Source organism: Desulfobacula sp. (assembly GCF_030145145.1).
GTDB lineage: Bacteria > Desulfobacterota > Desulfobacteria > Desulfobacterales > Desulfobacteraceae > Desulfobacula.
In genome coordinates, this window is record NZ_JAQYWD010000009.1 from 26,601 (window position 1) to 40,005 (window position 13,405).

General features: G+C 48.3%; 9 protein-coding genes. 3 read left to right on the forward strand and 6 right to left on the reverse strand.

Features of this window, described 5'->3' with window-relative positions; genetic code table 11:
* Nucleotides 1-15 precede the first annotated feature (15 nt).
* The gene (locus Q1Q15_RS06555) at nt 16-984 is read left to right on the forward strand and encodes a hypothetical protein (RefSeq protein WP_300457827.1); all 969 of its coding nucleotides are present in this window, start codon (nt 16-18) and stop codon (nt 982-984) included.
* Between the two features lie 10 nt (nt 985-994).
* Nucleotides 995-2,050, forward strand: coding sequence for a MinD/ParA family protein (locus Q1Q15_RS06560; RefSeq protein ID WP_300457829.1), 1,056 nt, complete (start codon nt 995-997; stop codon nt 2,048-2,050).
* 32 nt (nt 2,051-2,082) lie between these two features.
* Here Q1Q15_RS06560 and pncB read toward each other — a convergent pair whose 3' ends face one another.
* The 6 genes from pncB to Q1Q15_RS06590 form a co-directional block, all read right to left on the reverse strand.
* Nucleotides 2,083-3,255, reverse strand: a complete 1,173-nt coding sequence (pncB, locus tag Q1Q15_RS06565) for a nicotinate phosphoribosyltransferase (RefSeq protein ID WP_300457830.1) — start codon at nt 3,253-3,255, stop codon at nt 2,083-2,085.
* Between the two features lie 192 nt (nt 3,256-3,447).
* Nucleotides 3,448-4,566 (reverse strand): lipocalin-like domain-containing protein, encoded by a 1,119-nt coding sequence (locus Q1Q15_RS06570; protein WP_300457831.1) that lies wholly within the window; start codon nt 4,564-4,566, stop codon nt 3,448-3,450.
* A gap of 6 nt (nt 4,567-4,572) precedes the next feature.
* Complete coding sequence (locus Q1Q15_RS06575) at nt 4,573-7,113, reverse strand: FtsX-like permease family protein (RefSeq protein WP_300457832.1); 2,541 nt, start codon at nt 7,111-7,113, stop codon at nt 4,573-4,575.
* Nucleotides 7,110-7,802: an ABC transporter ATP-binding protein gene (locus Q1Q15_RS06580; protein ID WP_300457833.1), complete on the reverse strand. Its 693-nt coding sequence runs from the start codon at nt 7,800-7,802 to the stop codon at nt 7,110-7,112. Before Q1Q15_RS06580 ends, Q1Q15_RS06575 begins: the two co-directional genes overlap by 4 nt.
* A gap of 11 nt (nt 7,803-7,813) precedes the next feature.
* Complete coding sequence (arfB, locus tag Q1Q15_RS06585) at nt 7,814-8,233, reverse strand: alternative ribosome rescue aminoacyl-tRNA hydrolase ArfB (protein ID WP_363320888.1); 420 nt, start codon at nt 8,231-8,233, stop codon at nt 7,814-7,816.
* Between the two features lie 15 nt (nt 8,234-8,248).
* Nucleotides 8,249-8,902 (reverse strand): lactate utilization protein, encoded by a 654-nt coding sequence (locus Q1Q15_RS06590; RefSeq protein ID WP_300457836.1) that lies wholly within the window; start codon nt 8,900-8,902, stop codon nt 8,249-8,251.
* A gap of 555 nt (nt 8,903-9,457) precedes the next feature.
* On the opposite strand from Q1Q15_RS06590, the gene Q1Q15_RS06595 reads away from it, so the two are divergent.
* The gene (locus Q1Q15_RS06595) at nt 9,458-13,402 is read left to right on the forward strand and encodes a right-handed parallel beta-helix repeat-containing protein (RefSeq protein ID WP_300457837.1); all 3,945 of its coding nucleotides are present in this window, start codon (nt 9,458-9,460) and stop codon (nt 13,400-13,402) included.
* Nucleotides 13,403-13,405 lie beyond the last annotated feature (3 nt).

Sequence of the window (13,405 nt, forward strand, 5' to 3'; positions counted from 1 at the left end):
AAAGGGTTAAGGCCATTGTCCTATCAGAAAAAAACAGTTTCAAAAATGGAGGAGACCCTGAAAACAGGTGAACTTTTTGTCAAAGAAGGGCTGATTCGTTTTGATGATATTGATATGGCCCTTTCCATCCAGGCAAAGAGACAGAATTCATTGCGTCTGAAAAAAAAACGTCTTTTTGGAATGATTTTATGTGATCTGAACCTGATTACACCCATGGACACCTATTATGTTCTTCATAAATATCATAAGCTTGAGTCAATTCAATCGGCACTGATATCAAGAAACATGCTTTCCATGGACAAGGTGTTAAAAGCGGAAGAGGCCTCACAATCGCTTCATATTCCCTTTATCAGTCAACTCCTTAAAAACAAACTGATTTCAATCAGTGATATGCAAACCCTGTTATTTGATTTGTTTCATATTCCCTTTAGATCCATCAGTGATTTTATTTTTAATGAAAAGGCCAGGAAAAAACTGGTTCAAGTGCTGGAAACACCAGATTCTCTGGAACATCGGATTCTTCCTCTGGTTTTAAAGAACGATACGGTATTGTTCGGGATTACAGACCCGGATAATTTATTGTTTCTGAGACAATTGAACACCCAATTCCCCCAATACCGGTTTAAGGCCTTATTCATTCCATTTTCCGGATTTTCATGGTTTTCTAAAATAATTTATAACAGCAGCCCGGGTCCATCACCCCCCAGAGAAACGCCCCTGGAACTTTCTTTCCTGCTGAGTTTTAAAACAACCATCACAGATCCTGAACAGGAAACAGCATCTATCCAGACACTGTATGAACGCTATGAATTGCTGCGACACTTGATCGGGAACCCGGAGCGGGATAATCGACACAAGGAATTTAATGCATTTATTGTGCTCACCCACAGGCAAATTACCCGGGAATATAAAAGCCGTTGCATTGAGTTTTACTTCAAAACAGAAGACAAGGATTTGCATGTGATGGCATTTCCAAAAAGATAGGCAAGGGATTATGGCAAGAATTATTACCATTACCAGTGGAAAAGGCGGGGTCGGAAAGACCAGTATCAGCCTGAATTTGGCGTTGTCTCTGGCAGCGGAAGGTTTAAAAGTCTGCCTGTTTGATGCGGACCTTGGCCTTGCCAATGTGAATATTCTCACCGGAATCTATCCGAAAAAAGATCTTGAGGCCGTTATTTTTGGACAACTGAGCCTACAGGATATCATTATCAAAGATTATCAGGGGATTGATATTATTCCGGGAAGTTCCGGGGTGGAAAAAATTGCAGACCTGACCCAGACCCAGACCGGGAATCTCATTTCTGCCTTTATTGACCTTGAAGCCTATGATTATTTTCTGTTTGATACGTCTGCCGGTATTTCCCCCCAGGTGATTTCATTCTGCATGGCTTCCCATGAGATTATCCTGATTGCCACCACTGAACCCACCTCCCTGACCGATGCCTATTCCATGCTCAAAGTGTTGTCACGGTCTCGGTATGATCGCCCGGTCAAAGTGGTGATCAACCAGGTAACGTCAGGCAAAGCCGCCCAGAGAGCCTATGTCCACTTGAAAGAAACCGTCAACAGGTTCCTTTCCATGCGGGTGGAACCCCTTGGAATTGTGGCATCGGATAAAAATGTCCGTGCGGCCGTTATTTCCCAGATACCGTTTTTTATGCTTTTTCCTGATACCATCGCATCAAAGTGTATAACGGCCATTGCCCGGAAATTGATAGCGAAACCCGTCCGAACCGGGGACATGCCCCTGGAGTTTTTCTGGGACAAGTGCCTGTCTTTTTTAGAAAAGCAGCATACCCTCCCCCAAGCAACCGTTTCCCCAAAAGAGGCGGTCAGCGGAAAAGAAACAACAGATCCGGACATGAAAGAAGTGGTTTCCCATATTAATGCCAAACTGTCTTTGTTGATCAAAGACATCCGTGACATCAAACACGCTCTTAAACTGCATGAAAGGATACCACAGCAATCCCAAGAGCGGTCACCTGTTCTGCCTGAGCCCCGGGAAATTTCCCTTGATTTTGAATCCTGGCTGGATACAAAAGGGTAAAAAAATCAGGCCAAATCGGCCTTCCCTGACGTTTATGGGTCCGGGAGATGGAAAAGGCCCATACAGGTTTTCAATTCTTCAAGATCTCCAGTCAGTTTTCCTATGTCATCGGACAGCTTCACCGTATTCCGCCAGGGCTTGTCGGCGCATACCCTGGCTTTGCTTAGTTTTATGACGATGTTCAACGGCGTAACCCCCACATCATTGGTCAGGTTGGTGCCAATGCCATAGGCATCGCGAATCCTGCCATTACAATGGCGATGAATCTGGATGGCCTTTTCAACATCAAGATTGTCCGAAAATACGATGGTTTTAGTAGACGGATCAATATGCAGCTTTTTATAGTGTGCAATGATTTTGTCAATGAAAAGAAATGGATCCCCGGAGTCCTGCCGGACCCCATCAAACAGCTTGGCATAAAAGGTATCAAAGGTGGAGAAAAATACATCGGTGGTATAGGTATCGGGCAATACAATACCAAGATCCCCGTGAAAGACACTTACCCAGGCATCCTGGGCAGAAGAATTCGCCATCTGGTAGCCATGGAGAACCGCATGGAACATAAACCATTCATGGGCAAGGGTACCAATGGGTTTAATATGGAACTGGTGGGCAAAATGAACATTGCTCGTTCCGTTGAGAGTATGATTCTTGTGGCTTACCAGATCCCGGATCAGAATTTCATGATTTTGGGAAGAAAACCGCCGCCGGGTGCCAAAGTCGGCAAATTTGACATCATTTGCTCCCAGCTTTCTGGCTTTATTCCGGTTGATGCTGTTTCTTTCCTTGACCGAAACCGGTTTCTGGTTCGTTATCTTGAAAAAGGTTTCACTGATAATGGCCATTAAGGGAACTTCCCACAGAATGGTCCTGTACCAGAGGCCTTTAATGTGAAGGATTAAACGGTCTTTGTCCTGATGAATGATGACTTCGCCCGGGTCATAGGTATAAGATTCTAGATAATCAAGGTATACAGGCGTTAAAAAATAGCAGGTTTTTTTAAGAAAGGCTTTCTGATCTTTTGACAGCCGAAGGTCTGCCATCTTTTCAATGTTTTTTTTAACTGCCAGGGCAAATCCGTCCGGGAAAGACGTCAATCCCCGGTTGGTAAATTCATACTGCGCTTCTGCCCGGGGATAAAGCATGTGAACTGCCTGCTGCATGGTAAATTTATAAAGATCATTATCCAGAATGCTTTGGATCATAAAAAGGCAACTCCCTTTATCCTTAATGGCCCAGGACAAATTTTAAGGTTTATTTTGAACTGTTTCCTGTTCTTTTTAACAATAAAAAAAGGCGTTGTCCAAGATAATTCTGAAAATTAATTTTTCAACCCTTTATCTGCAGACAAACCGGCTTATTTTTTTGGGCATAATCCTTGTGTGTGTGATTCTTTTTTAATATCCGGTGAGTTCCACATAACCAAGCCCCTTAATCCCTTTGCCGGTGAACCGTGCTGCCCCTTCCCAGTATGAGAACAAATGGGTGTGTTCCTGGTTTTGGATGACCGGTGTGACCGCCAGGGTAAGGTCCTGATCGGGCACTCGTATCTCCCATTGACCCGGATATTGCCGGTCGGTGGTCGGACTTTTCCAAATGCCCCTGATTTTGACGGAAAAAGCGTCTGCCGAAAGGATTTTATACCTGCCATCCGGAAAGGAAATACTGCCAAAGGCATACCCGTTAGGCTGTCCACCCGCTCCCCGGACCTGGCAGACCATGAGGTCCCGTCCGTCATCCAGGTGGACCGAGAACCAGTCCCATCCCGCCACATCCGCATCCAGTGCCCGGGTACTCCATTCATGGTCAAACCAGGAGTTACCGGTCACCCCGTGTTTGTCAGGGCCGATTTCCAGGGTACCCCGGGTCTCAAGCCGGGGCAGTGAATAATAGTAGGAGGCATTGAAGGGTTCCCGGCCCTTGCGGCTCAGTCCCTGATTGCCCTGGAGGAGAACCGGTTTTATGGCCGACAACACCAGGTGAAGGGTTATCCCCTCTCCACTGGCGGTGAGCACCAGATGATCATCGATCTGTTGCGCCCGCCAGTCATCTATCCATACCTGGTAAGGATTGCCGCGGGCGCCGGCAAGACCGATACTTTGCCGGTTCATGCGCAGATCCGAGAAAAAGGCATTGGCCTGGGTATCGGTTATCGCAAAATGGGCAAAGTAAAGCTGCTGGGTCCGCCATTTTGAAGCACCCTTGACCGGCTCACACGACAAGGCCTGCCGGAAGAAAGTCAGCTGATATCCAAAATGTCGTCCCGGAGTGGTTTTAAGGTTTCCGGTATAATACCACCATTCGGTCTGAAAGGTATCGTGGGAACCGGCATCTCTTGGAAATTCCATGATAATCGGCGCGTCAGCCTTTTCAAAACAGGCTGCCGCGGCGGGGGATGAAAGGGCTTCAGCAATATTAATCCGATCCTGTTCCGTTGGTGGGCTGCATCCAAAACCGGTTGCCAGCAGGATACCTGACACCATTGTAATGATCATATGGACGACGGAACATTTCATGAAAGTCTACTCCATGTGAAGGGCGCTTCCAATATCGGTTCTACCGGCCCGGACCGCAGGAAAAATGCCGGCCACAATGGCAGCGGCACTGGAAAGGGTCACTGCCCCCAGAAAAATTTTTGGCGATGTTACCATGTCATAGGTCCAACCAAAGGACCTGCGGTTGACAATATCGATCAGCACCCAGGCCAGACACCCTCCCAGGGGCAGGGCCATTACCCCGGAGATGAAACCGGAAAACCCGCATTCCAATAGCAGCAGTCTGCCCACTTGACCGGTTTCAGCACCGCAGGCCCGAAGGATGCCCAGTTCCCTTGTCCGCTCAAGCAGCAGGGCCATTACAGAGTTCAAAATGCCGGTCAGGGCCACGATGGCGGTTAAGATCTGAAGGGCGGAGGTGATCAGAAACGTTTTGTCAAAGACGTCAAGTATCCCTTTTTTAATGGTGGCGCCGGACACCACTTTGACATTGGCAGATTCCGGAACGAATGCGTTGATCCTTTCGATCACGGGCGCAACGGTTTTGGGGGTGTGCAGGAACACCTGGAGAGACGTGATATCATCATATCCCCAATACTGTTTCATAAGCTTACGGTTCACAATAACCCGTCCGCCGCCCATGAAAAAGTCCCTGAAAATGCCGGCAATCCGAAAGGAAACCGGTCCTGTCTGGGTGTCTATAATAACGCTGGCACCCATTTTTGCCTCGATACGGTTTCTCTGGGCAAAAATTTCAGACACAAATATCCATCCCTGGTCCAGCAGGGCGGTCAATTGGGTTTCATCTGCCGCCGTCCAGGACCATTTTTTCGTTGAAAGATCGGTGATATAGGAAAAAATATGAACTTCACCGGATGTCCGGGAAAAGATCCGGTGAATGTTATAGACGGAAATGCCGGCCACTTCCGGCAGTGCCTGGATATCTGCCACCAGCCGGGGACTTAACCCCCTTTTGAGGGTGTCGGAAGAGGAGACATGGATATCACCGCCAATATGACTGTCCACCCAGTCAATGACGGAGCATCTGAAGCTGCTGGTCATAATGTCAATACCGATATAAACGGATGTCGCCACCATCAGAGATGCGATCAGGACACTGGTCCGGCTCAGGGACCGGGTAATGTTTCTCAGGGCCATTTTGGTCATGCTCCCCCATGATTTTTTAAACAGGGCCAAAAGACCCCTGACAAACAACAGTATGACCATGGGTGCCAGAAGGGCAGATCCAAAAAAAATCATGAATACCCCGATAAAATCAACGCCGGGTTGACGGGTAAAAAAATTTAACATAAAAACAGCCGCACCGATGATCACCATCCCTGTAAGGGTAAACAGCGGCAGATATTTTTTCAGTGCACTTTCCGAGGCGGATCGCTGCATAAGGGTGATTGGCAATGTCCGGGCCGCTGTGATTGCCGGAAAAACAGATGCGGCAAAACAAGAAAAAATGCCCGCAAAAAAACCTTTTAAAAGGGTGGGGACAGTGATATGGGTCTGGCTGACGGTCAATACAAAATACATGTCCGAAACCGTGCTGCATACGGCATGGACAGCGCCTTTGCCCAGCAGAATGCCCAGAAGTATCCCTGAGGCCGATCCCACCAAGGCATAGATCATCACCTCGGCCAGGACCGTCCAGAAAAGGGTTTTCCGGGTTGCGCCCAGGGCCCTGAGAGTCCCATTGAGTTTTCTGCGCTGGGTGATGGAAAAAGAGACGGTGTTATAGATCAGGAAGATTCCCATGAACAATGCCAGCATGGAAAATGCCGTGAGGCTGGTTTCAAAGGAGCGGGAAAGCTCACGGACAATCCGGTTCTGCCGGCGTGTTTCCACCAGAATAACGCCGTCCGGCAGCCGTTTTACAATCTGTTCTGCCATGGCGGCATCTGTCAGGATCAGATCAATCCGTGTGATGTCATCCCCCATCCCCAGGATTTCTTGGGCCAGGGAGATATCCGCCAGGATCAGACCTTGAAAAATTGCGTTGGTTGCCCCATCCCTGCTGTCAAGGAATCCTGAAATAACGGTTTGAACCTGCCGGTCCCCAAATGAAAGGGTAATTGTATCATTCTGATTCAGCCCGTATTGTGAGGCCATTGCCTGGGACAAAAGCACGCCGGATGCATGGGTTAAAAGGCCGGACAGGTCTTTGCCGGTGGTCCCGGACCGGGATCGGACCGTAAGGTTTCTCAACCCCATTTCGGAAAAGGGATCAATTCCCATGAGGGTCAAGGTGGCATTCTTCAGTTCCATGACCGTGATATGGGTGGAAATGACCGGGGCAGACCGGTGGATCCCAAGACGGGTTCTCAAGTCCGTAAAAACAGATTGGGGAATGTTAAAGTTGCTGCCGACAACCTGATGGGTCGTCTCAGATGTAATGGCGGCCGTGGATAAATCAAAAGATTTGCTGACACTGGTTTTGGCGATATCAATGGCAATGACGCCGGCCACGCCCATGGCAATGCCGATGATCAGAAGAAGGGTCCGTAACGGGTGACTGCGGCTCTGGCGAAAACAGATCTTGATCAGCAGATGCTGGTTCATGGGTGTATCTGTTCCTTTGAGAGGGGAACCAGCGTCTGATTCACAACCGATAAAACCGCATCTGCATAGTCAATGGCTTCCAGGCTGTGGGTGGCCATAATAAGGGTTTTGCCGTTTTTTTTCGCCAGATCTGAAATCATTTCAAGAATGGCCCGGCCGGTTTTCACATCAAGGTTCCCCGTGGGTTCATCCGCAAGAAGGATGTCCGGATCATTGACCAGGGACCTTACAATGGCCACCCGTTGCTGCTCTCCCCCGGAAAGGGTGTCCGGGTAATCATTGCGCCGGTCAAAAAGACCCACCTGTTTCAAGAAAGAATTGGCCCGGTCAAGATACCGCTTTTTTGACAGGCCATCCAGTTCACAGATCAGGGTAACATTTTCAAGTACAGTGAGTACCGGTATCAGGTTAAAAAATTGATAGATAAACCCGATATGTTTTCGCCTGAAGATCGTTCTCTGGGTATCTGTCATGTCGGACACGCCGGCATCGCCAATTTGAATGATGCCCTTATCCGGTATATCAATTCCGCTGATCAGGTTGAGCAGCGAACTTTTTCCTACCCCGCTCTTTCCAATGATCACACAAAACAACCCCGAAGTAAATTTGGCGGTCATATCCCTGAAAACAACCCGTTTATTCTTATTGTCATCATAGGTTTTGCTGATATGAGAAAGTAAAATATCCAATCAAACACCCCTCATTCTTCCCGTTTGACCCTGCCCCTTAATCCTTTGAGTTTGCTGTGTTTTGTCTTATTGTCCATGCGTTTTCGCTTTGCATTTTTCGACGGCTGTGTGGGCTTTCGGTTTTTTTGTCTGGCCATTGATTTTACGATCAATGCCCTGAGCCGGTTCAGGGCATCTTCCCTGTTTTTTTCCTGGCTGCGAAACCGTTGTGCCTTGATGATAATAATGCCGTCCTTTGAAATCCGCTGGTCACTGAGTGCCAGCAACTTGGTTTTATAAATTTCCGGCAGGCTGGAATTTTGAATGTCAAATCTCAAATGGATGGCAGTGGACACTTTGTTTACATTCTGACCCCCTGCCCCCTGGGCTCGAATGGCCTCAAACCGGATTTCATTTTCCGGAATTTGGCATTGATTGGAGATATACAACATCATACCCCTGCTGTTTTATAGACCCAGGTCTTCATTTATCAAGACAATTTTTATTCTTTTTTTAGGAAAGGACTTTTGTGTAATTGACCAGGTGTTACAGATTCTGGCACTGCTGCTGCATTCGGAACATATACCGGTTTTTGTGCAGGGTGTTTTCATATCAAGGCGCATGGCATTTGTTGGCGCAACAAAATGTTTGATCCGTTCCATGGCAGATTCTATATCCGGAACAATTTTATTGCGCCCTGTCATCACCAGCACATTTTTAGGCCCAAAGGTCATTGCCCCCACACGGTTACCGATCATATCAAGATTAACCAGGCAGCCATCTTCGGTCAGGGCATTTGTTCCCGTTATAAAAAAATCTGTTAAAAGGGCTTCTCGTCTTCTTTGTGTTCTTTCATCATTGGACAGGGCTTTATCAAATACATCAAGAATATTGAATGCTGTTTGATTTTTCAGGGTGTCATAAAGACCTGAATTTGTAAATGTGATGGAACCGCCCCATGATATGCTTTTGATATGGGCTGCCGGTATGATTTTTTCTAAAACCAGTTTTGAAGCGTCGGTTGAATTGTTTGCGATAAATACTTCAAAATTGTTTGCTTCCAGGACCTCTTTTACCGCATCCAGTTTAAGTTTCCAATAATGATCAATGGGGTTTTTCATTTTTTTTCCTTTGTCTGTTTGAACAGGTTTAATTCCCTACCTGAGCGGTTGTTTTTGTCCTCAATGTTCGGACCTTAGCTTTAATCGACAAGGCCTTGCCCTTTAACTCTTTTCAGCATATATTTTTATGAGCCATCCAGTGCATGCAAGGCAAATGCTTGACCTTTTTGTTCTTATGACATGCACAAAAGAAGATTTCAAGGGATTCGGAATGTTATTTGTTATCCAGATCCGTAAAATGATGCAGTACACCTGTGACGGATAATAGCTTTTTGAGACCGTTAATGATATGATAAAAATAGACAAATAAAGACAGGCAGTCAATGTCAGGTAAGGTTACAAATGCATTATACTGCAAAAATTCTGCATACAGGGTCAGGGACCAAACAAAGCACTTCCCAAAAGGGTTGTTCTCTAAGGACATACTGGAAAAAAAATGTCATGTGCCGGATATTGATATTGCGTTTATTTTTTTTCCGGATTATCTGGATCGGACTCTTCTTGGGGGCCATTGCTTTACCTCCGTCTTTCGCGGAATCCACCCGGGATTGGCCCATGCTGGGGCAAAACCGGGAACGGAATGGCTTTAATGTCCTTTCGTCAGCCCCATCAACCCATCATGTGCTATGGCGGTTTGAAACAAGCGATACCGTGGTGGCAGCGCCGGTGGTCTATCAGAATATTGTTTATGCGGTTTCATCGGATTGTCGGCTTGTGGCTCTGGATGCCGATACCGGCGATTTTATATGGGAAAGTGTCCCTGACACAACCCATTGTGGACAAACCGGCATATCACCCGCTGTGAATGAAGACACGGTTTTTCTCGGCATGGGATCCACCGGGCAGGGAAAAATATACGCCCTGAATCGATTAACCGGACAAATCCTCTGGCAGTATGATGCGGTTGACGGCATTGGTACCTCACCCCTGTATTACCAGGGGAAACTGTTTGTAACGCTTTGGAATACCACGGTACTGGCATTGCGTGCTGATACCGGTGAATTACTTTGGAGCAGGGAAACCGGGGGCGCCAACAAGGAGGCCTCTGCAATGATTGCCGATGGGAAACTCTATGTCCCGACCTACAATGGCACCCTCATGATTATGGATCCGGACACGGGTGAACGTTTCTCTACAATTGATTTTCAGGGATCTGTGCTCACGCCTGTCGCAAGCGGGGCAAGACTCTACCAGGCCTTACGGGTCAGCAACCTCAATACCGACAGTATCAAGGCCATTGACCGGCAGACCGGCTCAATCCTCTGGGGAGACCATATCGGGGTATATAATTCGTCCCGTCCCGTCGTGGGGTACAATACGGTTTTCGTTGGAGGGGATGCGCTCCATGCATTCGATTCTGCCAGTGGGTCTGTGCTTTGGCGCGTTCCCGGGAGTGTTGAACAAACGCCAGCCCTGGCGGATGGCATGCTTTTTGTCTCAAAACACTATTCCCTTGCTGCCCTGGAGGCTGATTCCGGTGATGTTATCTGGTCATATCCCCTGGGCTATACGGTTTCATCACCCGTGGTCGCAGATGCCAAGGTTTACATTGGAAGCCAAAATCAGGTCTATTGCTTTTACGCCCATGAACATGACCTGTCGGCAGGGGCAGCAGATGTCCCGTTCCCGGTTGATCCGGGAGAAACGATAGCGGTCTCAATGGGTGTCAATAATGAAGGGCTCTCTGATGAAGTCAATGTACGGGTTGATTTTTTTGCCAATGATACCCTGGTGGAGTCTAAATCCATTCCAGCCCTTGCCAGCATGGCCAGTGCAACGCTCAGCTTCCGGTGGACTGCGCCTTTAATTAAACAGAACATTAACATCCGCTTCAAGGTTGTGCCCGCAACAGGTGAGGGGGCGTTGGAGAACAATACGGTTGATCAGGACGTGCCGGTGGGAGGCGCGCTGCGAGCGGTTCCCTCGGCATATTCGACGATCGGGCAGGCCCTGGAAGCCGCATTCCCGGGAGATACCATCGAGATTGCCCCAGGCACTTACATTGAAGATATCGTGGTCAACAAGGCCCACTTGACGGTGAAAGGGGGGGCTGGTGCAACTCCGGTAATCAAGGGAAACGGTCAATACCCCCTGGTTGTGAATGAGGATGGATCCCGGTGGGAAAATCTCCGGATTGAAGGGGGATCAGCAGGGATTTCCATCAATTCTTCCCACAACACCCTCGTGGAACTGGCATTTTCAGACAATACCGAAGCAATCGTCCTGGGTCATCAGGCCGAAGAGAACTCCCTTGAGAATATCGAAATTTCAAACTTTAGCCAGGCGGGTATCCGTGTATCATCCGGGGCCAGTCAAACGGTCCTTGAAAATTGTCACATCCGTTATGGTGAGGGGGTGGGCGTTCTGCTCCAGGGCACCGGAAATAAGGTTGTCAACTGTGACATTTATAACAATCTGGGGAACGGCTTGAGTGTCACCGGCGCAGAGGATGTTCAGATACGGGAGACCAGGATTCATGACAATGGCGGGTATGGCATAAGCCTCTATCAGAGCTATCCGGGAAATGTTAACCGCCCTGAAATCCGGGACTGCACTATTTCTCATAACCGTGGCGGCATATCAATGGCAGATACTGTTGACGCGGTTCTGCGGGGCAACCGGATCGAGGAAAATCAACTAAATTTTGGGGTATTCACCCGGTATGTCCATGATATCGACACCTCGAACACCATCAATGGGAACCCGCTGTATTATCTCAAAAATCAGGCAGATGTGACCATTGATGGCATGGCCCAGCCCATGGGTTTTCTCGCCTTGATCAATTGTCATAATGTCCGGGTCAGCCAGGGAAGTTTCAGTGGCAATTATCAGGGACTTCTGCTGGTGGACAGTGATCATGTTTCCGTCACAGCCAGCGAGTTCTCAGGAAATGACACGGGTGTGTTTTTAACTGGGTCCCATGAAAATGAGCTTGTCGACTGTTCAATCCATGACAATGGAACCGGTATTGACTTTGCCGATAATACCAGATCGAATCTGGTGCATGGTGGTGACATTTTTCGCAACGCGAGAGAAGGCATTCTTTACGGAACCAATACCGGGCCCAACGAAGTGCTGAATACGGCAATATTTGAAAATCGATTCGGTGTGTATATTGATGCCTGGGCCGGCAACCGCATCAGTTTTTGTCGAATTTATAGCAACACCACGGGCATTTATGCAGACAACTCGTTTGACGGCAAGATTCGCCATTGCACCGTGTTCAATAACCGTGAGGACGGAATCTATCTCAATGCGACCCAGAACTATGTTGTGACCGGCAACACCCTGTTTGGCAACAACCGATATGGGATATTTTGCGCCTGGGCTCCCAATGAAGTGTCCAACAGCATCATCTGGCGTAATGGTCAAAATATCGGGGGAGAAGGTGCCAGGATCACCTATTGTGCGGTTCAAGAGCCGGTGGAGGGCGATGGAAATATCACGGATGATCCTGGATTATGGGCGCCTGAAAAAGAAGATTTCAGGCTGCGGCCGGAGTCTCCCTGCATCGACGGAGGAAACCCTTCACCAGTGGCAACCTTGATGTTTGATGGTGATGGTGATGGCATGGCGTATCCTGACATGGGAGCGTATGAATTCCCAGGATTGCCGGATTATTTTGCCATGACCTTGGGTAATGTCTGGGTCTACATTGATCCGGAAGTGTCTGCAACCGAGACATGGGTTCAGACGGTTGCTGAGCTTGACCGCACCCGTTTTGACTTTCCCACCCTGGTGATTGAAGCGACCCAAAACCATCAGTTGGAAAGCCGGGAGTGGTACCAACGGGTTCCCGGCAAAGTCCTGTTGTGGGGAATGGAGGATGACAGCGGCATGTTTATCCGTTTTTCCCAGGGACTTGAGATTTACTGGGAGTCAATGCAGGTTGGTGAAACTCGTTTTACCCCGGCCAAAGCCGCTATTGCTTCTTATCCTGATATCCTGGTGGATATCAGCATGAGGGCCACTGTCGTTGCCCATCAGCAGATTGCTGCCATGGATACAGCGTATGATGCCCTGAAAATTCAATATGATTTTCAGATCGGGGGGGAGGGAAACGATGAGACGCTGACATCCTTTCAATGGGTTTCCCCGCAATTGGGCGTGCTGCAGGTTGATAACGGGACCGGCTATCAACGGTTAAATTCTTATGCGATTGGCGGCGGTTTTATCACAAGCGAGTCGGATATGGATGGAGATGGTCTTGCCGACCTTGCTGAAATCTCCATTCATGGGTCATCCCCCCAAATGATGGATTCTGATAGGGATGGGTGTCCTGACAGGGTCGAGGTCCTGGCAAACCGGGATCCTTCAACCCGGGAAGACCGTATGCCGGGTGACATCAATGAAGACTGCTATGTGGATCACCGGGATGCGATCTGGAGTTTAAACGTTTTTGTCGGACGTCACAACGAAACCCCTCCTGCCATGGAGAATGAGATCACCGGGGATGGTAAGATCGGCGTCGAGGAAGGCATCTTTCCGCTTCAGCAGTAAGGT

What these genes read in the sequence shown, in the direction of transcription:
- Q1Q15_RS06560 (WP_300457829.1), top strand. Translation starts at nt 995, where the DNA reads ATGGCAAGAATTATTACCATTACCAGTGGAAAAGGCGGGGTCGGAAAG.
- pncB (WP_300457830.1), bottom strand. Translation starts at nt 3,255, where the DNA reads ATGATCCAAAGCATTCTGGATAATGATCTTTATAAATTTACCATGCAG.
- Q1Q15_RS06570 (WP_300457831.1), bottom strand. Translation starts at nt 4,566, where the DNA reads ATGAAATGTTCCGTCGTCCATATGATCATTACAATGGTGTCAGGTATC.
- Q1Q15_RS06575 (WP_300457832.1), bottom strand. Translation starts at nt 7,113, where the DNA reads ATGAACCAGCATCTGCTGATCAAGATCTGTTTTCGCCAGAGCCGCAGT.
- arfB (WP_363320888.1), bottom strand. Translation starts at nt 8,233, where the DNA reads ATGTTGTATATCTCCAATCAATGCCAAATTCCGGAAAATGAAATCCGG.
- Q1Q15_RS06590 (WP_300457836.1), bottom strand. Translation starts at nt 8,902, where the DNA reads ATGAAAAACCCCATTGATCATTATTGGAAACTTAAACTGGATGCGGTA.
- Q1Q15_RS06595 (WP_300457837.1), top strand. Translation starts at nt 9,458, where the DNA reads ATGCTGGGGCAAAACCGGGAACGGAATGGCTTTAATGTCCTTTCGTCA.